This is a genomic window from Iodidimonas gelatinilytica (assembly GCF_008579125.1).
GTDB lineage: Bacteria > Pseudomonadota > Alphaproteobacteria > Sphingomonadales > Rhodothalassiaceae > Iodidimonas > Iodidimonas muriae.
Genome location: NZ_BKCL01000006.1, coordinates 14,304 through 40,300 on the forward strand (window position 1 = coordinate 14,304; position 25,997 = coordinate 40,300).

The 25,997-nt window shown below is 54.9% G+C and carries 25 protein-coding genes and 2 pseudogenes; 12 read left to right on the plus strand and 15 right to left on the minus strand.

Annotated features, from left to right (window positions below; genetic code table 11):
- The first annotated feature begins 222 nt into the window (after positions 1 to 222).
- The 7 genes from rplU (at position 223) to JCM17844_RS09250 (ending at position 5,229) form a co-directional block, all read left to right on the plus strand.
- On the plus strand, positions 223 to 630 hold the full coding sequence (gene rplU, locus JCM17844_RS09220) for a 50S ribosomal protein L21 (protein WP_371864754.1): 408 nt from the start codon (positions 223 to 225) through the stop codon (positions 628 to 630).
- 28 nt (positions 631 to 658) lie between these two features.
- Positions 659 to 919 (plus strand): 50S ribosomal protein L27, encoded by a 261-nt coding sequence (gene rpmA / locus JCM17844_RS09225; protein WP_150000695.1) that lies wholly within the window; start codon positions 659 to 661, stop codon positions 917 to 919.
- A 94-nt stretch (positions 920 to 1,013) separates the two neighbouring features.
- The gene (obgE, locus tag JCM17844_RS09230; protein WP_150000696.1) at positions 1,014 to 2,096 is read left to right on the plus strand and encodes a GTPase ObgE; all 1,083 of its coding nucleotides are present in this window, start codon (positions 1,014 to 1,016) and stop codon (positions 2,094 to 2,096) included.
- Positions 2,096 to 2,812, plus strand: coding sequence for a nicotinate-nucleotide adenylyltransferase (locus JCM17844_RS09235; RefSeq protein ID WP_210431708.1), 717 nt, complete (start codon positions 2,096 to 2,098; stop codon positions 2,810 to 2,812). Before obgE ends, JCM17844_RS09235 begins: the two co-directional genes overlap by 1 nt.
- A 45-nt stretch (positions 2,813 to 2,857) precedes the next feature.
- The gene (gene rsfS, locus JCM17844_RS09240; protein WP_150000798.1) at positions 2,858 to 3,211 is read left to right on the plus strand and encodes a ribosome silencing factor; all 354 of its coding nucleotides are present in this window, start codon (positions 2,858 to 2,860) and stop codon (positions 3,209 to 3,211) included.
- Positions 3,212 to 3,442: 231 nt separating this feature from the next.
- Positions 3,443 to 4,282, plus strand: coding sequence for a DMT family transporter (locus tag JCM17844_RS09245; RefSeq protein WP_150000697.1), 840 nt, complete (start codon positions 3,443 to 3,445; stop codon positions 4,280 to 4,282).
- A gap of 188 nt (positions 4,283 to 4,470) precedes the next feature.
- The gene (locus JCM17844_RS09250) at positions 4,471 to 5,229 is read left to right on the plus strand and encodes an SDR family NAD(P)-dependent oxidoreductase (protein WP_150000698.1); all 759 of its coding nucleotides are present in this window, start codon (positions 4,471 to 4,473) and stop codon (positions 5,227 to 5,229) included.
- A gap of 23 nt (positions 5,230 to 5,252) precedes the next feature.
- Here JCM17844_RS09250 and JCM17844_RS09255 read toward each other — a convergent pair whose 3' ends face one another.
- Positions 5,253 to 6,059, minus strand: a complete 807-nt coding sequence (locus JCM17844_RS09255; protein ID WP_150000699.1) for an SDR family oxidoreductase — start codon at positions 6,057 to 6,059, stop codon at positions 5,253 to 5,255.
- Between the two features lie 9 nt (positions 6,060 to 6,068).
- Positions 6,069 to 7,289, minus strand: a complete 1,221-nt coding sequence (locus JCM17844_RS09260) for a CaiB/BaiF CoA transferase family protein (protein WP_150000700.1) — start codon at positions 7,287 to 7,289, stop codon at positions 6,069 to 6,071.
- A gap of 213 nt (positions 7,290 to 7,502) precedes the next feature.
- Here JCM17844_RS09260 and JCM17844_RS09265 point away from each other — a divergent pair, with 213 nt between their 5' ends.
- From JCM17844_RS09265 to JCM17844_RS09275, 3 genes are all read left to right on the plus strand, one after another.
- Positions 7,503 to 8,009 (plus strand): MaoC family dehydratase, encoded by a 507-nt coding sequence (locus JCM17844_RS09265; RefSeq protein WP_150000701.1) that lies wholly within the window; start codon positions 7,503 to 7,505, stop codon positions 8,007 to 8,009.
- 88 nt (positions 8,010 to 8,097) lie between these two features.
- Positions 8,098 to 8,808: a flavodoxin family protein gene (locus JCM17844_RS09270; RefSeq protein ID WP_210431709.1), complete on the plus strand. Its 711-nt coding sequence runs from the start codon at positions 8,098 to 8,100 to the stop codon at positions 8,806 to 8,808.
- Between the two features lie 93 nt (positions 8,809 to 8,901).
- Positions 8,902 to 10,614: a Na/Pi cotransporter family protein gene (locus tag JCM17844_RS09275; protein WP_150000703.1), complete on the plus strand. Its 1,713-nt coding sequence runs from the start codon at positions 8,902 to 8,904 to the stop codon at positions 10,612 to 10,614.
- A gap of 10 nt (positions 10,615 to 10,624) precedes the next feature.
- Here JCM17844_RS09275 and msrA read toward each other — a convergent pair whose 3' ends face one another.
- The 11 genes and pseudogenes from msrA to flgB all read right to left on the minus strand — a co-directional run bounded on the left by msrA (position 10,625) and on the right by flgB (position 21,026).
- Positions 10,625 to 11,155, minus strand: a complete 531-nt coding sequence (gene msrA, locus JCM17844_RS09280) for a peptide-methionine (S)-S-oxide reductase MsrA (RefSeq protein ID WP_210431710.1) — start codon at positions 11,153 to 11,155, stop codon at positions 10,625 to 10,627.
- A 26-nt stretch (positions 11,156 to 11,181) separates the two neighbouring features.
- Positions 11,182 to 13,856, minus strand: a pseudogene (gene alaS / locus JCM17844_RS09285) (alanine--tRNA ligase).
- A 166-nt stretch (positions 13,857 to 14,022) separates the two neighbouring features.
- A pseudogene (recA, locus tag JCM17844_RS09290) lies at positions 14,023 to 15,086 on the minus strand (recombinase RecA).
- A 133-nt stretch (positions 15,087 to 15,219) separates the two neighbouring features.
- Entirely contained in the window at positions 15,220 to 16,398 is a 1,179-nt protein-coding gene (locus JCM17844_RS09295; RefSeq protein ID WP_210431711.1) for an ATP-binding protein, read from the minus strand.
- Positions 16,395 to 17,549, minus strand: coding sequence for a PAS domain-containing protein (locus JCM17844_RS09300; protein WP_210431712.1), 1,155 nt, complete (start codon positions 17,547 to 17,549; stop codon positions 16,395 to 16,397). Before JCM17844_RS09300 ends, JCM17844_RS09295 begins: the two co-directional genes overlap by 4 nt.
- A gap of 48 nt (positions 17,550 to 17,597) precedes the next feature.
- Positions 17,598 to 18,692 (minus strand): flagellar biosynthesis protein FlhB, encoded by a 1,095-nt coding sequence (gene flhB, locus JCM17844_RS09305; protein ID WP_150000706.1) that lies wholly within the window; start codon positions 18,690 to 18,692, stop codon positions 17,598 to 17,600.
- 10 nt (positions 18,693 to 18,702) lie between these two features.
- Positions 18,703 to 19,461, minus strand: a complete 759-nt coding sequence (gene fliR, locus JCM17844_RS09310; RefSeq protein WP_150000707.1) for a flagellar biosynthetic protein FliR — start codon at positions 19,459 to 19,461, stop codon at positions 18,703 to 18,705.
- Between the two features lie 6 nt (positions 19,462 to 19,467).
- Positions 19,468 to 19,734 (minus strand): flagellar biosynthesis protein FliQ, encoded by a 267-nt coding sequence (gene fliQ / locus JCM17844_RS09315; RefSeq protein ID WP_150000708.1) that lies wholly within the window; start codon positions 19,732 to 19,734, stop codon positions 19,468 to 19,470.
- Between the two features lie 98 nt (positions 19,735 to 19,832).
- The gene (gene fliE / locus JCM17844_RS09320; protein ID WP_150000800.1) at positions 19,833 to 20,138 is read right to left on the minus strand and encodes a flagellar hook-basal body complex protein FliE; all 306 of its coding nucleotides are present in this window, start codon (positions 20,136 to 20,138) and stop codon (positions 19,833 to 19,835) included.
- Between the two features lie 22 nt (positions 20,139 to 20,160).
- Entirely contained in the window at positions 20,161 to 20,559 is a 399-nt protein-coding gene (gene flgC / locus JCM17844_RS09325) for a flagellar basal body rod protein FlgC (protein WP_150000801.1), read from the minus strand.
- Positions 20,560 to 20,594: 35 nt separating this feature from the next.
- Positions 20,595 to 21,026 carry a flagellar basal body rod protein FlgB gene (gene flgB / locus JCM17844_RS09330; protein ID WP_150000709.1) on the minus strand — a complete coding sequence of 144 codons (432 nt, stop codon included), beginning with the start codon at positions 21,024 to 21,026 and terminating at the stop codon, positions 20,595 to 20,597.
- A gap of 231 nt (positions 21,027 to 21,257) precedes the next feature.
- Here flgB and JCM17844_RS09335 point away from each other — a divergent pair, with 231 nt between their 5' ends.
- On the plus strand, positions 21,258 to 21,608 hold the full coding sequence (locus JCM17844_RS09335; RefSeq protein WP_150000710.1) for a flagellar biosynthetic protein FliO: 351 nt from the start codon (positions 21,258 to 21,260) through the stop codon (positions 21,606 to 21,608).
- Positions 21,609 to 21,679: 71 nt separating this feature from the next.
- Complete coding sequence (gene fliP / locus JCM17844_RS09340; RefSeq protein WP_150000802.1) at positions 21,680 to 22,378, plus strand: flagellar type III secretion system pore protein FliP; 699 nt, start codon at positions 21,680 to 21,682, stop codon at positions 22,376 to 22,378.
- Here fliP and JCM17844_RS09345 read toward each other — a convergent pair.
- Positions 22,375 to 23,397, minus strand: a complete 1,023-nt coding sequence (locus JCM17844_RS09345) for an adenosine deaminase (protein ID WP_150000711.1) — start codon at positions 23,395 to 23,397, stop codon at positions 22,375 to 22,377. The two genes, fliP and JCM17844_RS09345, sit on opposite strands and share 4 nt — an antisense overlap.
- Positions 23,398 to 23,586: 189 nt before the next feature.
- A complete protein-coding gene (locus JCM17844_RS09350; RefSeq protein ID WP_210431715.1) occupies positions 23,587 to 25,854 on the minus strand; it encodes a TonB-dependent receptor in 2,268 nt (755 codons plus the stop codon).
- Positions 25,855 to 25,997: the final 143 nt, after the last annotated feature.

A 25,997-nucleotide genomic window follows, 5' to 3' on the forward strand; every position in this document is an offset into this window, starting at 1 on the left:
CGCCCCCATCGGAAAGCATCGTGGGCTCCCAACAATTCTTGACATTGCGCCCCCCGATGGATACACACGCCCAACCGTGAGACATTCCCGTTGGGCTTGGCTCGCGGCTATTGTGCTTTATCAAAAGCTATTCGGTAACAGCCTGCGGACATCGACCTCCAAGCGCGAGACCCGGTTTCGGGAACAGCTCGCCCGGTGATTTGCGGCGTACAAGATGAGAGAATGATTATGTTCGCAGTCGTGAAAACCGGCGGCAAGCAATACAAGGTGTCGGAAGGTGACGTTGTCATCATCGAACGCCTTGAGGGCTCGGCCGGCGATACCATCACCCTTGACCATGTGTTGATGCTTGGTGATGGCAAGGATCTCAAAGTCGGAACGCCCACCCTTGAAGGGACGGTCGTGACCGCTGAGATCATTGAACAAGGTCGCGGTGACAAGGTCATCGTGTTCAAGAAAAAGCGCCGCCACAACTATCGCCGCAAGCGCGGCCATCGGCAGGATCTGACCGTTCTGCGTGTGAAGGCCATCGGCGCAGGGTCCGCTAAAAAGGCTGCGTCAACGGGCGCATCAAAGTCGGAGGCCAAAAAGCCTGCCGCCAAGAAAGCAGCCCCCAAGAAGGCCGAATAAGGCCTGCAGCCCTTAGGAGTAAGACAAAATGGCACATAAAAAAGCTGGCGGTTCCTCCCGCAACGGTCGCGATACCATTGGCAAACGCCTTGGTGTGAAGAAATTTGGTGGCCAGCATGTGGTCCCCGGCAATATCATCGTGCGTCAGCGCGGCACAAAATGGCATCCCGGCACCGGCGTTGGCCTTGGCAAGGATTACACCATTTTCGCCATTGTTGAAGGCGAAGTAGTTTTCCGCAAAACCCGCGGAAAAACCCTTGTGAATGTGGCTCCTGCCGCACAAAAATAACGAAACCTGCGTCATTTGGCGTAACGGCTTCGATGGAAAACATGCAAAAAGGGGATGGAATACCATTCCCTTTTTTCGTTGAAAGAATTGGACGATGAAGTTTCTCGATCAGGTAAAAATTCACGTTCTTTCCGGCGCCGGTGGACATGGTTGTATGTCGTTCCGTCGGGAGAAATATGTGGAATTCGGCGGCCCCGATGGCGGTGACGGCGGACGCGGCGGGCATGTGATCGTGGAAGCTGTGGAAGGCCTCAACACCCTGATCGATTATCGTTATCAGCCCCATATCAAGGCACAGCGCGGCGAACATGGTATGGGCAAAAACATGACCGGCGCCTCCGGCAAGGATATTGTACTAAGCGTGCCCGTAGGCACACAGATTTTCGATGGCGACGGGGCGTTCATGATCGCCGATCTGAAAAATTTGGGCGACCGCATCCTGTTGGCACGCGGCGGTCAGGGCGGCTTGGGAAACACTCATTTCAAATCCTCCACCAACCAGGCACCCCGGCGGATCACCAAAGGCGGCGAAGCGGAAGAACTTGAAGTCATTCTGCGGTTGAAGCTGTTGGCCGATGCGGGGCTCGTCGGGCTTCCCAATGCCGGAAAATCCACCTTTTTGGCGGCCACCACCCGCGCCAAACCGAAAATTGCCGATTATCCTTTCACCACTTTGGCACCACAGCTTGGCGTTGTCGGCCTGAATGATCGGGAATTTGTACTGGCCGACATCCCCGGCCTGATCGAAGGCGCCAGCGAAGGCCTTGGGCTTGGTGATCGCTTTTTGGGCCATGTGGAACGCTGCGGCGTGTTGCTTCATCTGGTGGATAGCACGTCAGAAACCGCTGCCGAAGATTACCAGACCATCCGGGCCGAGCTGGAAGCTTATGGCAATGGTCTGGCTGAAAAGTCTGAAATTCTTGCGCTCAGCAAATGCGATGCCCTTACCGATGAGGCCCGCGAAGAAAAACGCGCCGCTTTGGAAGCTGTCGCCCAAAAGCCGGTTACCATGCTGTCCAGCGCCAGTGGCGAAGGTGTGACCGATCTTCTGTCGCAGCTTTTGGCCCGTATCGATGCGGTACGCGATCCACACTCCGTAGATCCGGAAAAAATGGAAACACCGGATACTGAACCGCAAACTGCAACCGATAACTGGTCGCCTTTGGGAGACGACTGATGCCCATGACGGGGCCGACAGTTCGTACATCCAAGCCACCGCTCCAAGGGCGGTCAACGCCGCCCGCCCTCCGTTGCTTTCCGCAATTACCGGGGATGGATTTGTGGCGCGGCCAGCGGATCGGCTTGCTTGGCGGCTCTTTCAACCCCGCCCATGAAGGGCATCTTCATATCAGCCTCGAAGCCATAAAGCGCTTGGGCCTGGATCATGTCTGGTGGCTTGTTTCACCGCAAAACCCTTTAAAAAGCAGCAAAGACATGGCGCCACTTCAAGATCGGTTGCGCTATGCCAGATCACTGGTGCGCCATCCGCGAATCCATGTGAGCGATATCGAGCAACGCCTTGGCACAACCTACACAGCCAACACGCTTGAACGACTTAAAAGTTTATTGCCCAACAGCCGCCTTATCTGGCTGATGGGGGCCGATAATCTCCAGCAATTTCCGCATTGGAACCGCTGGACCGATATTGTGGCCTCCGTACCGCTTGCGGTTTTCGACCGTAATCACTATTCTTTAAGAGGTCTGACGGGGAAAATGGCAACCCGATTTCGTCATAGCCGCCTGTCCGTTCAAGCTGCGAAAGCGCTTGCAACCAAAACAGCACCGGCTTGGGTTTTCATTCCCCTTCGCAGACACCCTGCGTCTGCCACTGAAATCCGTGAAGCGCAAATCGCGAATTCGCCGTTTTCTGTGGCTGTGAAACCAAAGGAGTAAGGTTTGCACGCCAGTGAACCGACGCCCAGCGTCACATCCAAATCCATGCCGGCGGTATCCGGTAAGCTTTTGGAAACGGTTCTCGCCACGCTCGATGATAATAAAGCGGAAGAGATCGTCTCGATCCCGTTATCGGGCAAATCCAGCATCGCCGATCATATGGTCGTAGCAAATGGACGGTCTGGCCGTCAGGTTGCCGCGCTTGCCGATCACATTGTGCGCACACTGCGCGAGCAAGGCCTTGGCCATGCCCGTGTTGAGGGGTTGCCGCAAGCCGATTGGGTGTTGATCGATGCCGGCGATGTGATTGTCCATCTGTTCCGTCCGGAAGTCCGCAGCTTCTACAATCTCGAGAAGATGTGGGCAGCGGATTTGGGTGCGGAACCTGTGGCGCACTAAGTCCAGTTTGTGGCAGATCACTTTGAACCGGTGATCGCCCGACATTTTATATGCGCTTTGCTTATGCTTGTGCGCCATGCCATCATTATGACCGGCGTGGCGTTTCTTGTGCTTTTTCTTCCGGGCGATAGTGACTAAATACCGCTTTGATGGAAATGCCCAAGGCAATGCCCTCTCCCAGCAGGGGCAGGGACGGCCCCACCCATATCACCAATAAAAGAACCCCAAGGCATGCACGCCATTTCTCGCTTCAATCTTTTGCCGGGCCGGGTACGTGCCGTATGGTGGATGTTTGCAGCGGCCCTTTTGGTGACGATGATGGGGGCCATTGTCAAAGATATGGGCCAAACCATGCCGGTGTCCCAGATCGCCGCCATTCGGTCGGTCTTTCTGGTAGCCGCGATTTTACCCTTCATGTTGCGACAAAGCCGTCGGGTGTTTCACCCCGGCAATGTGGGGCTTTTGCTGGCCCGTTCCTCGACATTGGTGATCGTCAATGTGGTCGGTTTCTGGACGCTGACACGCCTACCCTTGGTGTATGTCACCGCCATTTCCTTTTCCAAACCCTTGTTCATTGCCCTTTTGGCGGTGATGTTTTTGGGGGAAGCCATGCGCTTGCGGCGCACCATCGCCACCCTGATCGGTTTTGCCGGTGTGCTGGTGATGCTCAACCCCACCGGTGTTGCCTTGGCCCAAGGTGAAATGTTGACCGCATTGGCGGCACTTGGCGTGGCCTTTACCATGGCTGTCGGTGTGATTCTGGTAAAGCAACTGGCCGCCAGCGATCATCCCAACACCATTATTTTTTACGGCAACCTTGCGGTTCTGATTTTGCTTACCGGTCCGGCCATTGTGTTTTGGGTTCCACCTACGTCAGAGCAATGGATCGCGCTGGTTGCTCTGGGCCTGATCGGTTTGGCCTCCCAAAGCAGCTTCATCCGCGCCTATCAAGCCGCAGATGCCAGTTTCGTTGCCCCCTTTGAATATATCCGGCTGCTGTCTGCCGCCGCTGTCGGCTATGTGATATTTGGCGAAAGCCCGATATCTGGACCGCCGTGGGAGCCTTGTTGATCGTTGGCTCCACCCTTTATATCGCCAGACGCGAAGCCCAGCTTGCGCGGCGCGAGGCCATAGAGAAAACACAAGCCACCCCGGCCCAGCCCCCGGCCCCCTTTGCCGATTGATGGCTGCTGGCTTGATCCCATGCGCCAGAAGTGGCATTGAGCAAGGCAATCAAATTCCATAGCAAAGAGGCTCCTATGCAGCTCAAGGATACAGCCGTCATCGTTACAGGAGGGGCATCCGGTTTGGGTGGTGCCACCAGCCGCCATTTCGCCGCCAAAGGTGCAAAGATCGCTATTTTCGATCTGAATGCTGAAAAAGGGGCCGCTTTGGCCGCAGAAATCGGCGGGCTTTATGCGCAGGTGGATGTAACGGATGAAGCCTCCGTCAGTGCGGCTCTCGATATGGCACAAAACGCCCATGGTACGGCGCGCATTCTGGTCAATTGCGCAGGCATTGGCGCGGCAGCCAAAACCGTCAGCCGCGGCGAACCGCATCCGCTGGATAGCTTCAAAAAGGTGATCGAGGTCAATCTGATCGGCACCTTCAACTGCATCCGGCTTGTGGCCGCCCGCATGATCTCCGCCGAGCTTATGGGGGAAGAACGGGGCGTTATCATCAATACTGCCTCCATCGCCGCCTTCGACGGTCAAATCGGACAAGTGGCCTATGCCGCATCGAAAGGCGGCATTGCCGGGCTGACATTGCCCGTGGCCCGCGATTTGGCGGACAAACAGATCCGTTGCACCACCATTGCACCGGGGCTGTTTCTCACCCCCTTGCTGATGGGTTTGCCAGAAGATGCACGCATCAGCCTTGGCAAATCAGTGCCCCACCCGGCCCGCTTGGGCGATCCTTCGGAATATGCCCTGCTTGCGGAACAGATTGTGCAAAACCCCATGCTGAATGGCGAAACCATCCGGCTCGACGGGGCATTGCGCATGGCTCCGCGCTAGAATCCGGCGGCAAAAGACGGGCGCTATTCAGCGCGTACGGATGCCATCATCTTAAACAGCAAATGGGGCGCGAGACGCTTGAGCCACAAAGCCTGCATCTCGCGGCCCTTCCCCACCGAAATCTCCGGCTTGCCGCGTTCAAATCCCCGCGCGATCACCTCAGCGGCAGCCATAACGTCCATGCCCCCTGCAATCGATTCCGTCTGGCGGCCAAAAGGGGTCGCATCCCCTTTCAAGGCGTATTTTGAAATATTGGTCTGGATGAAGCCCGGCACGATGGTGGTCACGGCGATATTCTCGGCAGCCAGTTCAGCCCGAAGCGCATCGAAATAGCCCATCACCGCATGTTTGGCAGCACAATAGCCGGTCCGCAATTGAACGCCGATCTTGCCCGCCACCGAAGCGGTTACCGCCACATGCCCGCTACCTTGCGCCAGCATGATGGGCAGCACCTTTTGCGTTAGCGCAATAGGCGCGAAAAAATCCAGCTCCATAACCTTGCGATAAACCGCCATATCGGTATCCACAGCCATAGAGCGCTGGCTGATCCCCGCATTATTCACCAGCAAATCAATATGCCCGAAAGCATCCTTGGCGCGGGCCACCACATCATCCAGAGCCGCTTCATCCAGGGCATCAAAAGGCAGCACCACATATTGGTCCCCGTCCCCGCCCGCCTTGATGATCTCGGTCCGCACGCGGTTCAGTTCATCTTCCCGCCGTGCCGACAAGATAAGCCGTGCTCCGCGCTTGGCCAAAACCTTGGCCAAAGCCTCGCCAATGCCCGATGATGCCCCGGTAATCCAGACGACTTTCTTCTCGAACTGCATATGCTGCCCTTATCCTATGGCGCCACTGTCTTTCAAACGCGCTCTATCTTCTGGATCTATTCCCAATTCATCAAGGATTTCATCGCCATGCTCCCCCAATAATGGCGGGGGACGGCGATAGCTGACGGGGGTTTTCGACAGATGGATGGGATTGGCCACAGTGGGAACAGAAACGCCCAAAGGGTGATCCATATCCACCCGCATTCCCCGATGGATGGCCTGCGGATCTGCAAAGGCTTCCCCCACAGAATTGATGGGGCCATGTGGAATATTCACATGGCTTAATATTTCAAGCCAGTGGGCCGTTGTGTGAAGCCGCATCCTGGCTGCGATGGCAGGCACCAGAACATCCCGATGGCGCACCCTTAAGGCATTGGTTTCATAACTGCGGTTTCGCGCCAGCTCCGGCGCTCCGATCGCTTCACAAAAACGCTGGAACTGACGATCATTGCCCACACAGACGATCACATGACCATCTTGCGTTTCAAAATCCTGATAGGGAACGATATTGAGATGCGCATTGCCAATGCGTTTGGGGCTTTCGCCACCGATCAGATAGTTCATATTCTGATTGGCCAGCCAGCTCATTTGCGTATCCAGCAAGGCCATATCCACATATTGCCCCTCACCGGTTTTTTCCCGGTGGCTCAAAGCGGCCAAAATCCCGATGACCCCATACATGGCGGTGGTGAGATCGGCCACCGCGGTTCCCACCTTTATGGGCGGTCCACCGGCCTCGCCGGTGATGCTCATCAGCCCCGAAAGCCCCTGCACGATAAAATCATAGCCTGCCTGTTTTGCACTGGGCCCGTCTTGGCCAAACCCGGTGATCGAGCAGTAAATCAGGCCCGGATGGTCCTTCGAGAGACTGGGATAATCCAGCCCGTATTTCGCCAGTCCACCCACCTTGAAATTCTCGATCACCACATCGCTTTGGGCCGCCAGCTTGCGAATGATCTTTTGCCCCTCCGCATGTGACAAATCCACGGCAATGGAGCGCTTATTGCGATTGGCCCCCAGATAATAGGCCGCTTCTTGGTCCACACCGTCCGCATCTTTCAAATAAGGCGGGCCCCAGGCGCGGGTGTCATCGCCAGTGCCGGGGCGTTCCACCTTGATTACATCGGCTCCCAGATCGCCCAATATCTGGCCCGCCCATGGCCCTGCCAATACCCGCGACAGATCCAGAACCCTGAGATGACTTAATGGCCCCCCGCTTGTTATCGCCATAACCGTTCCTTTTCATGCGTCCTGTTGGCGCCTCATTGGTCGATCACCTGATGGTACAGGTCAAGGATCGGAGCCTAACGAATAAGGGCAATTTTTCCAGAACTGCTTTTGCCTGCCCTCTGGATCAAGGCAAAGCCCCCGCAAAAAGCCGCCTTGCCGCACTGCAACAAGAGCGCTAGGCTGATTGTCTTATGTCAAAGTGGGAGAAAGTCCATGGTGCAAACACATGAAACGGTTGGCGAGCATCGGTATCGGGAAAGTTTCGGCCGTTGGTTTGATGAATTCCATGTAGGCGATATTTACGAACACCGCCCCGGACGCACCATCACCGAAAGTGACAATACGTGGTTTTCTTTGCTCACCATGAACACCCACCCGCTGCATTTCGATGCCGAATATGCCAGCAAAACTGAATTCAAACGGCCCTTGGTGGTGTCCTCTCTCACCGTTTCCCTTTTGTTGGGCATGAGCGTTTCGGATGTATCGCAAAAGGCCATTGCCAATTTGGGCTGGAAAGAAATCCGCATGACAGCCCCGGTGTTCGTGGGAGATACCCTTTATGCGGAAAGCGAAGTGTTGGAATGTCGCGAATCCAAATCACGCCCCGGTCAGGGGATTGTCACGGTGAAAACACGGGGTAAAAACCAGAATGGCACCATCGTGTGCGAATTCGAGCGTTCTGTGCTCATTCCCAAGAAGGGTTATGGATTGGAAGGATAACTATTAAGTTTGACGCACAAAAACCTTATTGACGGGAACTTTCCTGGCACCAGAGCATTTATTGAAGAGCAACCTTCAGGAGATGCTTGTGCCAAACCCAACCTATTCCGACCTTCATGCGCTGTTTTTGAACTGTACGCTAAAGACTAGCCCCAACACCTCCCATACCGAGGGGCTGATCCATGTGTCCCAGCACATCATGGAAGCGCAAGGGGTAAAGACCGAGATCTTGCGGCCGGTGGATTATCATCTGGCCCCCGGCGTTTATCCCGATATGCGTGAACACGGATTTGATCGCGACGATTGGCCCGCCATTCAAGACAAGGTTATGGCTGCCGATATTCTGGTGCTCTGTTCACCTATCTGGCTGGGCGATAAATCCAGCGTTTGCGCCCACAGCATCGAACGGCTTTATGGCTTTTCCGGCGAATTGAATGAGCAAGGGCAATATGCCTATTATGGCCGGGTTGGGGGATGTTTGATTACCGGCAATGAAGATGGCATCAAACATTGTGCCATGAATATTCTCTATTCATTGCAACATCTTGGCTACACAATCCCGCCACAGGCCGATGCCGGATGGATTGGCGAAGCGGGCCCCGGACCATCTTATCTGGACAAAGGCTCACACGGGCCGGACAATGATTTCACCAACCGCAACACCACCTTCATGACATGGAATCTGCTCCATCTGGCGCGGATGCTGAAAGATGCGGGCGGTATTCCGGCTCATGGCAATCAGCGCTCCAAATGGGAAGCCGGTTGCCGCTTTGATTTCGAAAATCCGGACTATCGGTGAATCATAATCTTCCTGCGCCCTGATTGCTTGGCCCGGTTATCGCTTTCACAGGCCGTAACAGCTGTTCCATAATCCGGCGTAAAGGACAGCCTCATGATGATATTGACATTAGAAACATTGGGCGGACTGGGGCTGTTCTTGCTCGCCATGACCATGCTGACCGATGGGCTAAAGGCCATGGCTGGCACCGGATTGCGCAACATGCTCAAAGAAGGTACCCACTCGAACCTGCGCGGGGCGTCCTTGGGAGCAATGATTACCGCCATCGTACAATCTTCCAGTGCCGTGACCGTTGCGACCATCGGCTTTGTCAATGCTGGTATTCTGGCAATGCCGCAAGCCCTGAGCATTGTTTTCGGGGCGAATTTGGGTACCACCATGACCGGCTGGTTGGTCAGTCTCACCGGCTTTGATTTCAGGATCGAAGCCCTTGCCTTGCCTCTTGTGGCCTTGGGGACGGCTTTTCGCATGCTGGCCGGGCGCAGCAGATTTCAGGGCCTTGGCACCGCTTTGATCGGCTTTGGCCTGTTTTTTCTTGGCCTGTCCATTTTGAAAGACAGCTTCACAGGCTTTGGCAGCCAGCTTGATCTGGCCGCCTTTGGCTCAGGAGATGTGCGCGGCATCGCAATCATGCTGGGCATCGGATTTGCGATCACGGCCATCACCCAATCATCCAGCGCCTCCATCGCCTTGATCATCACCGCTGCCAGTCAGGGGGCGCTGTCTTTGCCTGTTGCTGCGGCGGCCATTATCGGCGCAAATCTGGGCACCACCAGCACTGCATTTCTTGCCAGCTTTGGTGCCACCTCTGCCGCGCGGCGTGTTGCCGCCGGACATATTGTCTTTAACGGTATCACGGCTATTTTAGCACTGGCGATCCTGCCCTTGCTTATTTTGATGGTGCGTCATGCAGGGGACCTTTTAGGTCTGGGGGAAAGTACCGCCGCAACTTTGGCATTGTTCCACAGCCTTTTCAATTTGCTGGGGATCATCGTGCTTTTGCCCTTCACAAACCAGATAGCGCGGTTCCTCGATCGATTTTTCAAAACCGCAGAAGATGATGTGTCGCGCCCAAAATATTTGGACAACACGCTGATTTCCATGCCGGTTCTGGCACTTGATGCCCTTTATCAAGAAGTCACACGCATGCACATATTGACAGCAAAGCTTGCTCTTGCCGCCTTCACGCCCGGCGCTCAAAAGCCGGCAGGGCTCGTGGGGATGGCCCATGCCGTGACCACCCTTGGCGACAATATTTCCTATTATACCATCGAGATCAGCACCGGCAGCATGTCCAGAGCATCGGCACTGGAGTTTCCTTTGGTCTTGCGCACCATCCGCTATCTGGCGGAAACGGCTAATTTAACCCCCAGTGCCAGCCAATTGCGGGTTCTTTTGGATAATTTGGAAGATCCCCATGCAAAAATGGCTTTGCGGACCGTCCTGCAATCCGGGCATTACTGCGTCTCGTTAAGTGCAGAAAAGGCAGTTTTTGACCCTCAAGAGCTAGATCAGGCCCTAAGCCGTTTTCAAGGGGACTATGCGGCGGCCAAATCGGCCCTTTTAATATCAGGAAGCAACCGCACCATCGACATTGCAAAATTGGATCTTTTGCTAAACGATTTGAGCCAAATGCGCCGCATGATAGAGCAAATCACCAAGGCGGCGCGTACATTGCGCGATATGCTGGCCCGCGCCTCTACCCAATCACAAGATCAAGGCAAAGAACCGAAAAGTACCGGAACAACGCCGGATAGCACCGGAGAACCATCTCCGATGCCCGCATCCGGCCCGGCCCCGCAATAGGGGCGTTTCCTTAGCGCTTTGGTTTCATTTTGGACGCCCACATTTTGCGTGCTTTGACCACTTTCGGGGCCACCACTGCTGCGCAATAGGGTTGGTCCGGATTGTTGGCGAAATAATCCACATGATAATTTTCCGCTGCCCAAAAAGGCCCGGCGGGAACAATCTGTGTCACCACGGTCCCGTCCCAGATATCGGCGGCACGTTTGGCGGCGGCAAGAGCATCGCGTTCTTGTTCCGCATCATAGAAGAACACAGCGGAGCGATAATGTTCGCCCACATCATTGCCTTGGCGATTGATCTGGGTGGGGTCATGCATGGTGAAAAATACATCCAGAATATCGGAAAAGCTGATCAATGCCGGATCATAGGAAAAATGCGCCACCTCCGCATGCCCGGTACCGCCCGCACACACTTCTTGATAGCTGGGCCGTTCCACATGCCCACCCATAAAGCCGGGCTGCACACCCTCTACGCCAATCAGATCCTTGAACACCGCTTCTGTGCACCAGAAGCAGCCGCCCGCCAGTGTCGCCTTTTTCATGACCATGTCTCCAGCCGCCAAACCAATTATTCGGCAGGCGCGTTCACGCGTAAAATCATCTCACGGATATGTTCAAGGGCCGTTTCAGCCTTTGCCCCATCCGGTCCACCGGCCTGGGCCATATCGGCCCGACCGCCACCACCTTTTCCGCCCAAAGCCTTTGCAGCAACCTTCACCAGCTCGACCGCGCTTAGCTGATCGGTAAGATCATCGGTTACGCCAACCAGAACTGCGGCCTTGCCGTCATTCACCGCCACAAAAGCTGTCACACCGCTGCCCAGTTTTTTCTTGGCATCATCAGCCAGCCCCCGCAGATCCTTGGGGTTCACCCCATCCAGAACCTGCCCAAGGAACACCACATCCCCCAATGTTTCGGTATCCGCGCCCTTGGCCGTGCCGCCCCCCAAAGCCAGCGCCTTTTTAGCGTCCGACAACGCACGCTCCAGCTTTTTCACCTGATCCGCCAATTGGGAAACCCGTTCGGGCAAATCGGCTGGTGCCACTTTCAACTGTGCCGCAGCCGAACGCAAAAGAGCCTCTTCATCCAAAAGATAACGCCGGGCGGCCTCGCCGGTCAGGGCCTCGATCCGCCGCACCCCGGAGGCCACAGCGCCTTCGGAAACGATCTTGAACAGCGCGATATCGCCCAAACGATGCACATGGGTGCCGCCGCATAATTCCACGGAATATGCGGCATCATCCTGCGTGTCATTGCCCATGGACAGCACACGCACCTCATCGCCATATTTTTCGCCGAACAAAGCCACAGCCCCCGCTTCCAAGGCATCGTCATAGGACATCAGCCGGGTGGAAACATCGCCATTTTGCCGAATAAGCGCATTCACCTGCGCTTCAATCTGTGCAAGATCGTCAGCATCAAGGGCTTTGGGATGGGTGAAATCGAACCGCAGCCGGTCATCGCTGACCAACGATCCTTTTTGCGCCACATGTGGTCCCAAATGCTTGCGTAAGGCGGCATGCAGCAAATGGGTGGCGGAATGATTGGCGCGAATACGATTGCGCCGGTCGGCATCCACATGCAAATGCACCACATCACCAACACGCAGGCTGCCTGCGGTCACCTCAAGCTCATGGACCCAAAGAGCGCCGATCTGCTTTCGCGTGTCTAAAACCTTGCCTTCAAACCCGTTGTCACCGGAGACGGTGCCCCGGTCACCTGCCTGACCACCGGACTCCGCATAAAAGGGCGTTTGATTGACCACCAGTTGCACAACGGCGCCTGCATCAACGCCGTCAATCCGTTCGCCATCTTTCACCAGCGCCAGTGTTTTGCCTTCGGCATCAAGTGCGCTATAGCCCAAAAATTCCGTTCCGCCCGCTTCGTCGCGCAGGTCGAACCACAGTTTTTCCGTGGACTTCTGCCCAGAGCCGGACCAGGCAGCCCGCGCCTTCGCACGCTGTTCAGCCATGGCCGTTTCAAAGCCCGCACTATCCACCACGCGCCCGTCTTCGCGCAACGCATCTTGCGTCAAATCAAGGGGAAAGCCAAAGGTGTCATAAAGGCGGAATGCCACATCGCCGGGCAAAGCCTGGGAGGGGGACAATTTCCCCACCTCTTCGTCCAATAGCCGCAAGCCACGCTCCAGCATGGACCGGAAACGCTCCTCCTCGAGCTTCAAGGTTTCAGTGATCAAAGGCTGAGCCCGCCGCAGTTCGCCAAATGCTGTGCCCATTTCATCCACCAGTGCGGGCACCAAACGGTGCATCAAAGGCGCACGGGTTCCCAGCATATGGGCATGGCGCATGGCCCGGCGCATGATCCGCCGCAGCACATAGCCACGCCCTTCATTGGACGGCAAAACACCATCGGCAATCAAAAAGCTCATGGCGCGTAAATGGTCAGCAATAACCCGATGCGATGCCCGTTCTTTGCCTTCGGCTTTCACCCCCGTAAGATCGACCGAAGCGGCAATCAGCTTTTTAAACAGGTCGATATCATAATTATCATGCACGCCTTGCAGAACGGCTGCGATACGCTCCAGGCCCATGCCCGTATCGATAGAGGGTTTGGGCAGCGCATGGCGGGTTCCATCGCCCGGCTGTTCAAATTGCATGAACACCAGATTCCAGATTTCGATAAAGCGGTCGCCATCTTCATCAGGGCTGCCCGGCGGGCCACCCGGAATATCCGCCCCATGATCAAAGAAAATCTCGGAGCATGGCCCACAGGGCCCAGTATCGCCCATGGACCAGAAATTGTCCGACGTAGCGATGCGGATGATTCGCTCTTCCGGAAGGCCGGCGATTTTCCGCCAAAGATCGAAGGCTTCATCATCATCATGATAAACGGTGACCAGCAAACGATCACGATCAAGGCCGAAGGTGCCGGTTACCAGATCCCATGCAAAGCCAATGGCCTGATCCTTGAAATAATCCCCGAAGGAAAAATTCCCCAACATCTCGAAAAAAGTGTGATGCCGCGCCGTATAGCCCACATTATCGAGATCATTATGCTTGCCGCCCGCCCGCAAACATTTTTGCGATGAAACCGCCCGGCTATAATCGCGTGTTTCCGCACCGGTGAACACATTCTTGAAAGGCACCATCCCGGCATTGGTAAAAAGCAGGTCGGGTCGTTATTGGGCACCAGTGGCGCGGATGGCACCGGCTGATGCCCCCGCGCACCAAAAAATTCAAGAAAACTTTGACGGACAGAATTTGTATCTGAAGGACGGCTCATAACGGGATTCATTCTCAAACAGGCTGGCTAAGGAAATGACGGCATCAATACGCACATCATGTCTTTCATCACGGGGCTGCCGTCAAGGCCCACCCGCAGCGAAATTCCGGCCCACCTGTAAAAGAACGATCCAGACAGCCCCGCCAAAGAACGGGAAACGCACGAATTACGCCTCTGGCTTACCGTCTTCCGTCAGCATCTTTTGCGACACAAGACCCGATGCTTTTCTCACGGCTTGTTCAATGGTATCGGCGATTTCAGGATGCTCACGCAGGAAAGTCTTGGCATTTTCACGCCCCTGCCCGATGCGCTGGCTGTCATAAGAATACCATGAGCCGGATTTTTCAACCACGCCGGCCTTCACCCCCAGATCCAACACTTCCCCCATTTTGGAAATGCCAAGCCCGTACATGATATCGAATTCGACCTGTTTGAACGGCGGAGCCATCTTGTTTTTTACCACTTTCACCCGCGTGGCGTTGCCCACAATATCGTCTTTGTCTTTGATCTGGCCGGTGCGGCGAATATCCAGCCGGACAGAGGCATAGAATTTCAAGGCATTACCGCCAGTGGTGGTTTCGGGATTGCCATACATCACACCGATTTTCATACGAATTTGGTTGATGAAAATCACCATGCAGTGGGATTTGGAAATGGAGCCTGTCAGCTTACGCAAAGCCTGACTCATCAACCGCGCCTGCAGCCCCACATGGCTGTCGCCCATTTCTCCTTCCAGCTCGGCCCGTGGGGTAAGGGCGGCAACGGAATCCACCACCAGAACATCCACAGCCCCCGACCGCACCAATGTATCGGCGATTTCAAGCGCCTGCTCGCCGGTATCAGGCTGGGAAATCAGCAATTCATTCACATCCACACCCAGCTTTTTGGCATAGGATGGATCAAGCGCATGTTCGGCATCCACGAATGCCGCCACACCACCTGTTTTCTGAATTTCCGCAACGGTGTGAAGGGCCAATGTGGTTTTACCGGAGCTTTCCGGCCCATAGATTTCGATGATTCGGCCTTTTGGCAAACCACCAATCCCCAAGCAATATCAAGCCCCAAAGACCCCGTGGACACCACATCCGCTTCCATGCTGGGGCCGCGCTGCCCCAATTTCATCACCGAACCCTTACCGAATGCCCGATCAATCTGAGCCAAGGCGGCATCGAGCGCTTTTTGTTTATCCACGGATTGCTCCCCAACAACTTTCAAGGTGGCACCAGCCATTTCTTCGCTCCTTATTTCATGCCTTGGCATATGGATCAATCATGAGCGAATGTACCGTCTTTGTTCTTTTTCGGCAAGACAAAATATTCTACTTTTGTTCTCACCCCGCTTTTGAAGAAAATCCCAAGAAATTTCAGCTCAAAGCGGTCTTGACCGTTTCTGCCAACTGTTTGAGAGAAAAGGGCTTTGGCAAGAAATGAAAATCCTCACTGCCTTCGCCAACCCCTTTACGGAACACATCTTCCGCATAGCCGGAGATGAACACCACGCGCAAATCGGCGCGCAATTCCCGCGCCTTTGAAACCAGGGTGGGGCCATCCATATTGGGCATCACCACATCGGAAATCAGCAGATCAATATTGCCCACTTCTTCACGAACGATGGCCAGCCCTTCCTCACCAGAGGCCGCTTGCAACACTGTATATCCCTTATTGCCAAGGGCACGCGATGCAAACATCCGCACGGCATCTTCATCTTCCACCAGCAAGATGGTGCCTTTGCCTGTCAGGTCACGGGCAGCGGCGGAAACTTGCGGTTGCGATTCTGCCGGAACATGATCATGTACCGGCAAATAAACGCGGAAGGTGGAGCCTTCCCCTTCAGAGCTTTCCACGAAAATAAAGCCGCCAGTCTGCTTGATAATCCCATAAACCGTGGACAACCCCAAGCCCGTGCCCTTCCCCACATCCTTGGTCGTGAAGAACGGTTCGAAAATCTTGTTCACGATTTCAGACGGAATGCCGTGGCCATTATCTGACACTTCGATCAAGACATAATGCCCCAATGGCATCACCGAATAATTCTGAACCAGCGTATCATCTGGCCCGACGGCTTTAGTGCGAATGGTCAAGGTGCCGCCACCATCCATGGCATCGCGGGCATTAACCGCCAGATTCATAATCACTTGCTCGAACTGGCCTTGATCAACCCGCACCGCACCCACATCACGGCCATGGATCATATTCAGTTGGACTGTTTCACCGATCAAGCGCCGCAGGAGATTGGAAAGATCCGCCAGCACATCGGTGATCATCAAAACCTTTGGCCGCATGGTTTGCTGGCGTGAAAAAGCCAAAAGCTGCCGCACCAGATTCGAGGCCCGATTGGCATTTTGCTTGATCTGCATAATATCGGAGAACGAATGGTCCCCCGGCCCGTGGCGCACCAAAAGCAGATCACAAAATCCGATGATCGCCGTAAGAAGATTATTGAAATCATGGGCCACACCGCCCGCAAGCTGCCCCACAGCCTGCATTTTCTGAGCCTGTACAAATTGCCGTTCCAGGCTTTTCTGCTGGGTTGTATCGATCAAATGCACAAGGGCCGCCCGCCCTTCCACCGATCCAGCGGTGAAATAAACACCTGTCCGGTTCTGGGGGGCTGGGTATTGAACGCCACCTCTCGCGGGGAGGCAACGACAGCTTGATGAACAGTTTGGGCGATGTCACTTCTTAGGGACTCACGATCATCGGCGGCCAGATAATCGATCAGCATATCGCCGCGGCGTGGCATGCGGTTTGGTGCAAAGCGTTTGAAAGATTTATTGAATTCCGACAAACGCCCGTCACCATCCACAATCGCCAGCCCCACAGGGGCTGCATCGAACAGCGATTTCAGCAAGGAAGTATCGGCCTCGGCGGCAGCCCCCGTCGCCGCACCGGGTCGATGTACAAGGATCACCCGTCCAGAGGGCGTTTCATTGGAAGAAGGCGCGTCCGGCGGAAAATCGCCTTCCGAGAAGACTTTTTTCAACAAAGTACCGCCACCACCGGTTTTCAACTCGGCACGTTTGGGGTCAATCAGCAAACGTGCGGTCAGTAATGGTATTTCCGACGCATCGGCAATCCCCAGCCACAAAGCCAGTTGTTCATTGATATAGATCACCTTCCCCGAAGCATCGGCGCGGGCGCACCCAATCTCGATCTCGCTCAATCCTTGCCCTATGGAACCGACTGTCAGGTCGATATCCTTATTCCTATCGGGGGCCTGATCGGCAAAAGACCACAGGCGATATCCGCAACATATGGTGCCTGCGATGTCGCAGATATAAGAGCCATCATCCGCAGCCTTGTTCATGGCCTCTTCCGGCCCCAAAGCCCCGAACATGGCCCGATAGGCCACATTGGCAACAACCAGATCACCATGTGCATCGCCCAAAGCAGCAGGCTGCGGCAAAGCACCGATCAATTCCGATAATTGATCCAGATCCGGCATAGATTGGGTACGGCGCAATCCACGCAACAGAATCAGGATTCCGCCGCCCGCCGCAAACAACACGGTGGCCCCGATCGTCAGCCCTTTGGACCAATCCCCCTGCGCGCCAAATAACAAAACGCAGGCCAAAGACAAGGTGAAGGCCGCAATGGAAATAATCAGGATAGGACGCTGGCCGGTTTCATAAGGATCGGCCATATCGGTGAAAGGCATCGCCCGCGCCTCGTCTTTGATTGTCCCCTTTGCCAAGTGACGAAACCCCTTCATAAGCCACCCAATTCCCCCGCAGAGGCCCCCTTAATTGGTCGGACGATAGCTTGCCCGCCCGCTCTTTTTCAGGCGTAGCACGTAGCTGATGATCTGCGCCACTGCCTGATAATGATCGGGCGGAATATCATCATCAATTTCAACTGTGGCATAAAGAGCCCGTGCAAGGGGCGGATTTTCCACCATCGGGATATTATGCTCTTCCGCCACTTTGCGAATACGCATGGCCACATCGTCCACGCCTTTCGCCAACACTTTGGGAACTTCCATTTGCCCATGGCTGTATTTCAAGGCAATGGCATAATGGGTCGGGTTGGTTACCACCACGCTGGCTTCGGGCACCGCGGCCATCATCCGCTTACGGGATTTTTCCAGACGGATCTGGCGCAAGCGCTGCTTGACCATGGGATCGCCTTCCATCTGCTTGTGTTCGTCTTTCACTTCCTGTTTGGACATGCGCATTTTCTTGGTGTGCTGCATGCGTTGAAAGACCACATCGATCCCGGCCACCACTGTCATCGCCCCGATCACGCCGAACATCACTTTCAAGGATAAGGCGACCGTTGTTTCTGTCATGGATTGAACCGGCTGGCTGACCAGGGCCACAAGCAAGCCCCGTTCCGGCCAGACGATCATTCCCACCACAAGAGAGACAATCAGCAATTTCGCCAGACTTTTAAGGAAATCCGCGGCCCGCTGTGCGGAAAACATCCGCTTTGCCCCGGCCAAAGGGGAAATTTTATCCAGCTTGGGCATCAGCTTTTCGGTGGTGAACATGATCTTGTTCTGCACCAGATTTCCCGCCAAAGCCCCCAGCAGCAAAATTCCCATAGGCAGCAGCAAAACCAGAAGGATTTTGCCCCCCACCTCGCGCATCAGGCTCAAAATCGCATAGCCATCCATGGGAATGTCATAGGCGTGGGATAAAAACCCCGCCGTTTGCGTGCGCACCGTTGTCGTCGTGATATCCGCAGTAAGCAAAAAGGCGAACGCGCCAGCTACCAGCATCATCCAATGCTTCAGCTCCTGACTTTGTGGCACATCCCCTTTCTTCGCCGCTTCCTCCAGCTTTCGCGCAGAGGGGTCTTCCGTTTTTTGGGCGTCGTCTTCATTGCCCTCCGCCATGCGCCCCTCCTCAGGTCAGGAATACTGCCAATTGCTCTTCAAACGCGCTCAGGAACCACATCATCATCGCCGGAAAAGCGATCAGCAAAATCAGAAACCCCATAAAAATATTCAAAGGCATCGCAACAAAAAAGACGGGAAGCTGCGGCATCAGCCGGGCCGTCAGCCCAAGGCCGATATTAAACACCACACCGAATACGATAAATGGCGCAGAAATTTGCACACCCAGCAAGAATGTATCCGCCACTACATCCAGAACCGCTTGGGCAAAGCCCGACAGTACCGGCATTTGCCCCACGGGGAACAGGCTGTAACTGTCCACCATGGCATTCAGCATAAGCAAATGCAGATCGGTGGCGAACAAAAGCGCCACCCCCGTTACGGAAAAGAAGCTGGCGAAAATGGCGCTTTGCTGGCCCTGGGTCGGATCAAACTGCTGCGAGGCCGCCAAGCTGGTCTGAAACGCAACGATGGTCCCCGCCACATTAAGCGCATTCAGGATCAGCCGGGCGGTCATGGCGATCATCAAGCCAATCAGGAATTCAAGGATCAAAAGCGCCGCCAACAGGATCGGGCTGGATGGAATTTGCGGCATGTCGGCGCGGACCAGACCATAGACCATCCCAGCAACCCCGACCGCTGCGGCGATCCGGATGCGTGGCGGGATTTGCTGTTCGCCAAAGGCCGGCGCAAAACCAAACAAGGCTCCAATGCGGACCAGCACCAACAAGAATCCAAAGATTTCAACGGGCAGGATCTCTTGCAACACGGCCGGTTATCCTCCGCTGGCCACCCGATCCATCAACCGCATCATCAAATCCCCCATCTGCGCCCCCATAAGAGGAAGGAACAACAGCAGGGACAAAAAGATGGCGATAATTTTCGGAACGAAAGTCAGGGTCATTTCCTGAATTTGGGTCAGCGCCTGAAACAGCGCGATGATCAGCCCCACCCCAAGGCCCACCGCCATCACCGGACCGGACACGATCAACAGCGTGTAAATTGCATCCCGCGCCACATCCAGAATATCCGCACCGTTCACCGGGCCGCCCCTCTATGGTTAACGTGGTTGATTAAAAGAAAAGCCGCAGTCTTGAGCCTGCGGCACAAAAAATACGGCTAACCCATTCAGGTTCCCCGTTAAATCGGCATACGCATGATTTCCTGATACGCGGAAATTACCCGATCCCGTACCGTTGTCACCGTTTCAAGCACCATTTCCGCATTGGAAATGGCCGTTACCACATCCACCATATCCGCCTGACCTGCTACCGCCTGTGCGCTAACACTTTCCGCAGCCGATACGGCGTTTGTCGTCTCGGAAACCATGTTTTCCACCATGGCACCAAAACCGCTGCCTGTGCTGGCAACCTCGGCAGCGCCACCGCCCATACGGCCAAGAGACGCCCCATAAGCATTTGCAGCATCAAGCATTTTGGTATCCATCACATATCGCTCCGGTATAAATTTAACGCAGAATCTCTAAGGTACGCACGCTCATGGATTTAATGGCATCAATGACATTCAGATTGGCCTGATAGGTGCGCTGCGCCTGCCCCATATCCATGGCTTCCACCATGCCATTCACATTGGTCGTTTTCACATAGCCATTGGCATCGGCACCGGGATGGCCGGGGTCAAAGCGGGTTCCGAAATCGGCCTTGTCGAATTCCACTTTCTTTACTTCCACCATTTCCACATCCAGCGTGCGGTCCAGAACATTGGCGAAGGTAACGGTTTTGCGGCGATAAGGATCTTCATTGGGGCTCGATGCTTCCGACGCGGAATTGGCCAGATTTTCCGCGATGACACGCATCCGCGTGGTTTGGGCTTTCAAGCCCGATGCGGAAACCTGCATCGCCTTCATCAGATCATTGTCCACAGCCCTGTCTCCCCGTCCAATCAATTACCATTCGATCCGCGCAAGGCCGACCGCAAAAACCCGACCTGTTTGCGATAAAGTTCAACCATCATGCCGTGATCCATCTGGTTTTGGGCCACAGCAAGAAGTTGCTCTTCCAAATCCACCGCATTGCCATCCGGCGCCACTTCCGTGACCGGCGCATCCACCACGCGAAGCCCGTCAGAGCCATCACCGGCACCAGCAAAATGCCCGGCCTGGGTTGCCCGCAATCCCACAGAGCGCGGCCCCACCGTCCGGGAAGCGGACGTACTATCCACCAAAGCGCTGAAATCCTGTGCCGCAAGCGCCTGCGGCTTATATCCCGGCGTATCAGAATTGGCGATATTCTTGGCCAGCACAGTCTGATTGCGATTCAGCCACTGCATCCGGTCTTTGATCGCCGCCATCAATGGGATCTTCGAGAGATCCATGCTCTCAGTCCTTCCCGTCACATCATGGTGTCTTGGCCGTCAAACCGACCATGGGCCATGATTGCTCACACCAGAAACACAGGACATAATCAAACAAATCCGGTTAAGAGCAAGTTAAGATTTTCGCGCAGCCTGCCTTATTGCCAAGCCTTTGGCAAGTTTAAGGATATTTTTACCATAAAGGCGTTCCATGGCGCTTTACCTCTTGGCGTTTTTGTCGCAGAAAGCTTTATGACCAGCCTTGATGTCGCCAATGCCATATTCTCTTTGCTGATCGTCATCGGCCTGATTGCGGCGCTTGCCTTTTTGGTGCGCCGTTTGGGCAGGACGGACAGCATGGCCATCCTTGGGAAAAAGCGCGCCTCGCGGCGGCTGGTTATCAGGGAAAAGCTCAATGTGGATGCCCGTAATTACCTGGTTCTGGTCGCCTGCGACGATCAGGAACATCTTGTGATGGTCAATCAGTCCGGCGGCTTTGTGGTGGAAAAAAATATCCCGCAAAATCCTGTGCAAGCCAGCGACACACAGCCCAGTTCCGCACCCTATAACCAATCCGAAAGCCATCAAGGAGCCTCCCATTGAGCCAGGCAGCGCGCACATGGCCCCATAAATGGCTTCTGCCCTTTGCAGCGGTCAGTATCGCAGTGCTGCTCATGCTGGTTTGGCAAGCCCCGGCTTTCGCCCAGTCCCTGTCGATTGATATGGGGCAAGACGGCACCTTGACGGGCCGTGTGGTGCAATTATTGCTGCTGGTTACCGTTCTTACCCTTGCGCCCTCGATCCTTATTGTCATGACATCCTTCACCCGCATGGTGGTGGTGTTGTCGCTTTTGCGCTCGGCTTTGGGCACCCAGCAAACCCCGCCCAATGTGGTCTTGATCAGCCTCGCCTTGTTTCTGACCGGCTTTATCATGGCACCCACCTTGCAAGCCGCATGGCAACAAGGGGTTCAGCCGATGATCGACGAAGAAATCACCCCTGCAGAGGCGTTCCCCGCGGCCACCGGACCGTTCAAGGATTTCATGCTTGCCAATGTGCGTGAAAAGGATCTGGAGCTTTTCCTTGATGCGGCAGACACCGAACGCCCCGAAACACCACAAGCCGTGCCGCTGACCAGCCTGATCCCGGCCTTTGTAATCAGCGAATTGAAACGGGCCTTCGAGATCGGGTTTTTGATTTACATCCCGTTTATCGTGATCGATTTGGTAATTGCGTCGATCCTGATGTCCATGGGGATGATGATGCTGCCGCCGGTGCTGATCAGCCTGCCGTTCAAGCTGATCTTTTTCGTGTTGGTGGATGGCTGGCATCTGGTGGCCGGCAGCCTTCTCAAAAGTTTCAATGGCGGTTAGCCGGGATAAGCCGCCACATAGTCGTCAATGGCTGCCATATGGCGGGCTTTTGCCGTCCCGTCCAGAAATGACCCACGAAAGCTGTTTTTTGCCAACACCGCCAGATCATCGCGGCTGAGGTTCAAAGCTTGCGCCACTGCCAGATAATTGTCTGTCAGATAGCCGCCAAAATAAGCCGGATCGTCGGAATTCACCATCACATGAAGGCCACTCTCCATCATGCTTTTCAAAGGATGGTGGGCCATATCGTCGATCACACAAAGCTTCAGATTGGACAGCGGGCACAGGGTCAGTGTCATGCCGGAGCGGGCAAGCCGTGCGACCAATTCCGGATCATCAAGGCAGCGATTGCCGTGATCGATGCGGTCCACATGCAAAATATCCAGCGCTTCATGGATATAGGGCGCCGGGCCTTCTTCCCCCGCATGGGCAACGCGTTTCAGCCCCCGCGCGCCTGCCTCTTTGAATATCCGTGCGAATTTGGAAGGAGGATGGCCCAGTTCCGATGAATCCAGCCCCACGCCTAAAATGCGGTCCAGATAAGGATCGGCCATGGCCAAGACATCAAAGGCGGCTTCTTCGCTTAGATGCCGCAAAAAACACAGGATCAAGCCGGATGTGATGCCAAAATCGCGTTCGCCATCATCTAAAGCCGCCAATATCCCATCTGCCACGGCTTCAAAGGCAATGCCCCTGTCGGTATGGGTTTGCGGATCGAAAAACACTTCCACATGCTGCACATTTTCCTGAGCCATGCGCTTGAGATACGCCATGGTCAGATCATAAAAATCCCGTTCATCGCGCAGCACATCGGCGCCCGCATAATAAATATCCAGAAAATCCTGCAAATTGGAAAAGTCATAGGCAGCCCGAACGGCGTCCACAGTCTCATAAGGAATGGCGACAGCGTTTCGCTGTGCCAGTGCAAACATCAACTCCGGCTCCAAAGAGCCTTCCAGATGCAAATGCAACTCGGCCTTTGGCAGGCCTTTGACAAAATCTCTTAGCGCATCGTCCACGGCATGTCGCTCCTTGTTGAGCGAAAACCATAACCGCCCCGCCCTGCGCTTTCAATGGATGCGCCGCGCACCGCACGACGCCCGTTCGACCGCTAACGAACCATATGGCGTTTTCTATGAAGGCAAGCACGCAACAAAAAACCCGGGGACAAAATCCCCGGGCCTTTTTCCGAAACTTGGAAAGCTGCCTTAGAATTTGGCAGACAGTTCAACACCCCAAATCGGAGGTTCATTGACGAAACCGGTGAGATTGTTGAAATCAATCCCGCCCTTCAGTTCCGTTTCGTCGGTGATGTTGCGGCCATAAAGGGCAAAGTCATATTTGCCGTTTTCCAGAGCATAACCAACCCGCAGGCCACCGATCAGCTCTTTACCGCTGCGGAATTCCACCGAGTCATACAAGAAGAAGTTCTTTTCACTGGTGAAAGCCCAGTCGGTATAGGCATAAAGCTCACCATCATTCCCAACAGTGATGCCATAGCGTGCTGTCCAGTTGGCGATCCAACGTGGAGCCTGCGGCAGATCGTTGCCGTCAAGAGCTGCCAAACCATCGACAATGGGATCCAGCACCGTGCAGGCAGCACAGAACTGCGTCCGCAAATCAGGATCGTTGATTTCCGTGAAGTTATAGCTGGTACCGGCTGTCACGAACAGATTGCTCGTTACCGCCCATTCCAGATCCAGTTCCACACCGGCCAGATCGGTATCCGCCGCATTCACCAGACGGTTGAAATTGGCATCACCGCCCACGGCTGTCAGTTGTTGGCCATCCATGTCGCTGACATAGGCCGACAAATTGACACGGGCACGGCGTTCAAACAGTTCTGCCTTCACACCGGCTTCCACGGAGAAAATTTCTTCCGTATCGGCAACGGTCACTTCATCGCCGAACAGCAAACGGCCCTGAATGGACGGGGCGCGGAAGCCCTTGGCTGCACGGGTATAAACGCTCACATCATCATTGATGGTATAGGTTGCGCTCACATCCCAGCTCAGCACTTCGTCCGAAGGATTGGCTTCCAAAGGCCCGATAGGACCGACGCCAAGGAACGACAAAGGCGACAAGTCACGGGACGCCGTGAAATCCTTGTCGTCTTCGGTGTAGCGCACGCCGCCTTCGATCACCAGATCGGGGGTCACTTCGATATTCACATTGGCAAAAATGGCCCAGGATTCAGACTTCTGACGCTGCGCGGCAAAGCCGTTGGGAGCATTATTGTCCAGTGAATTGAAATTGGTGCTCTCGATTTTCAGATCTTCATTGAAATAGAAGAATCCGGCCTGGAAATCGACCATCCCCAGATCATTGCTGGCGATACGCAGTTCTTGCGTCCATTGATCCAGATCGGGCACGGCATCAGCAGTTGCCGCATTGAACGGAATAAAGCCGGGAGTGGAAGGCACGCCTTCAAACTCGCCACCAAAGCCGCCATCCACATCGCCCACAGAGAACACTTCGCCATGCTCAAAGCCGGTGATGGAGGTGATGGTGAAATCCCCCATATCATATTCCAGCTTGGCGGTAAGGCCGCGCTGATCCAACTCCTGATTGTTGACGCCATCCTGGGTGACGCTGCGGCGGTCGAAATCGTCCACCAGCCCACCAACGCCCGGCTCGATGATATTGGCACGGAACACACGCGACGAACCATCAAGCGAACGCGCATGGAAGTTCACCAAAGCACTGAAGCGATCCGTGGGCGTATAAAGCAACTGTACCCGGCCCGCGAAATCATCATAGCCTTCGGTCTGATCACGGTTTGCAAGGAAACCCGGGGCTTCATTGGTGACATAATCATCGCGGTGCTGATGGCGTACCGATGCACGAATGGCCAGCACGTCCTGAACGATCGGGCCACCAACGGCGCCTTCAAATTCGATGGTATCAAAGCGGCCATAATTGAACTTGGCATAGGCATCGAATTCTTGCGTGGGCTTTTTGGCGTCCAGCTTGACGATCCCGGCCGGGGTATTGCGGCCAAACAGTGTACCTTGCGGTCCGCGCAACACTTCCACACGGTCCAGATCGAAAGCGGGCATGCCTTTCAGGATCGGATTTTCCATGACGATTTCATCATAGATCAGCGATACCGGTTGCGACGCATTCAGATCGAAATCCGTATTCCCAAGACCGCGAATATAAAAGCGCGGAAAGGTGCGGCCAAAAGACGATTCAATAGTCAGGCTGGGGATACGGCCAGACAAAAAGCGGATATCGGACCCTGCGGAGTTCAGCACATCAAGCTTTTCCCCGGCAAGCGCCGCCACGGAACTGGGAACGTCTTGCAGGCTCTGCTCGCGCTTTTGCGCCGTCACAATAATTTCTTCCAGAACAAAGCCGCCGCTTTCGTCACGGCTTTGAGCGAAAGCAGGCACGGCAACACTGCTTGCAGCAATGGTGGCAAGGCTGGCACAAGCAAGCCATTTGGTCCGCATGGATGTCATTTCGAAACTCATGTCTTTCTCCACTCTGTCTGGTGGGATTTCATTGAAACGGCTGCCCAAATACGCACGATGGGATTTGCCAGCCTCATATCGGCGGATGTTGTGCACCATCCGCTCGGTGCTGTTAACAAGAATCCTGACTCTACGGTCCATTT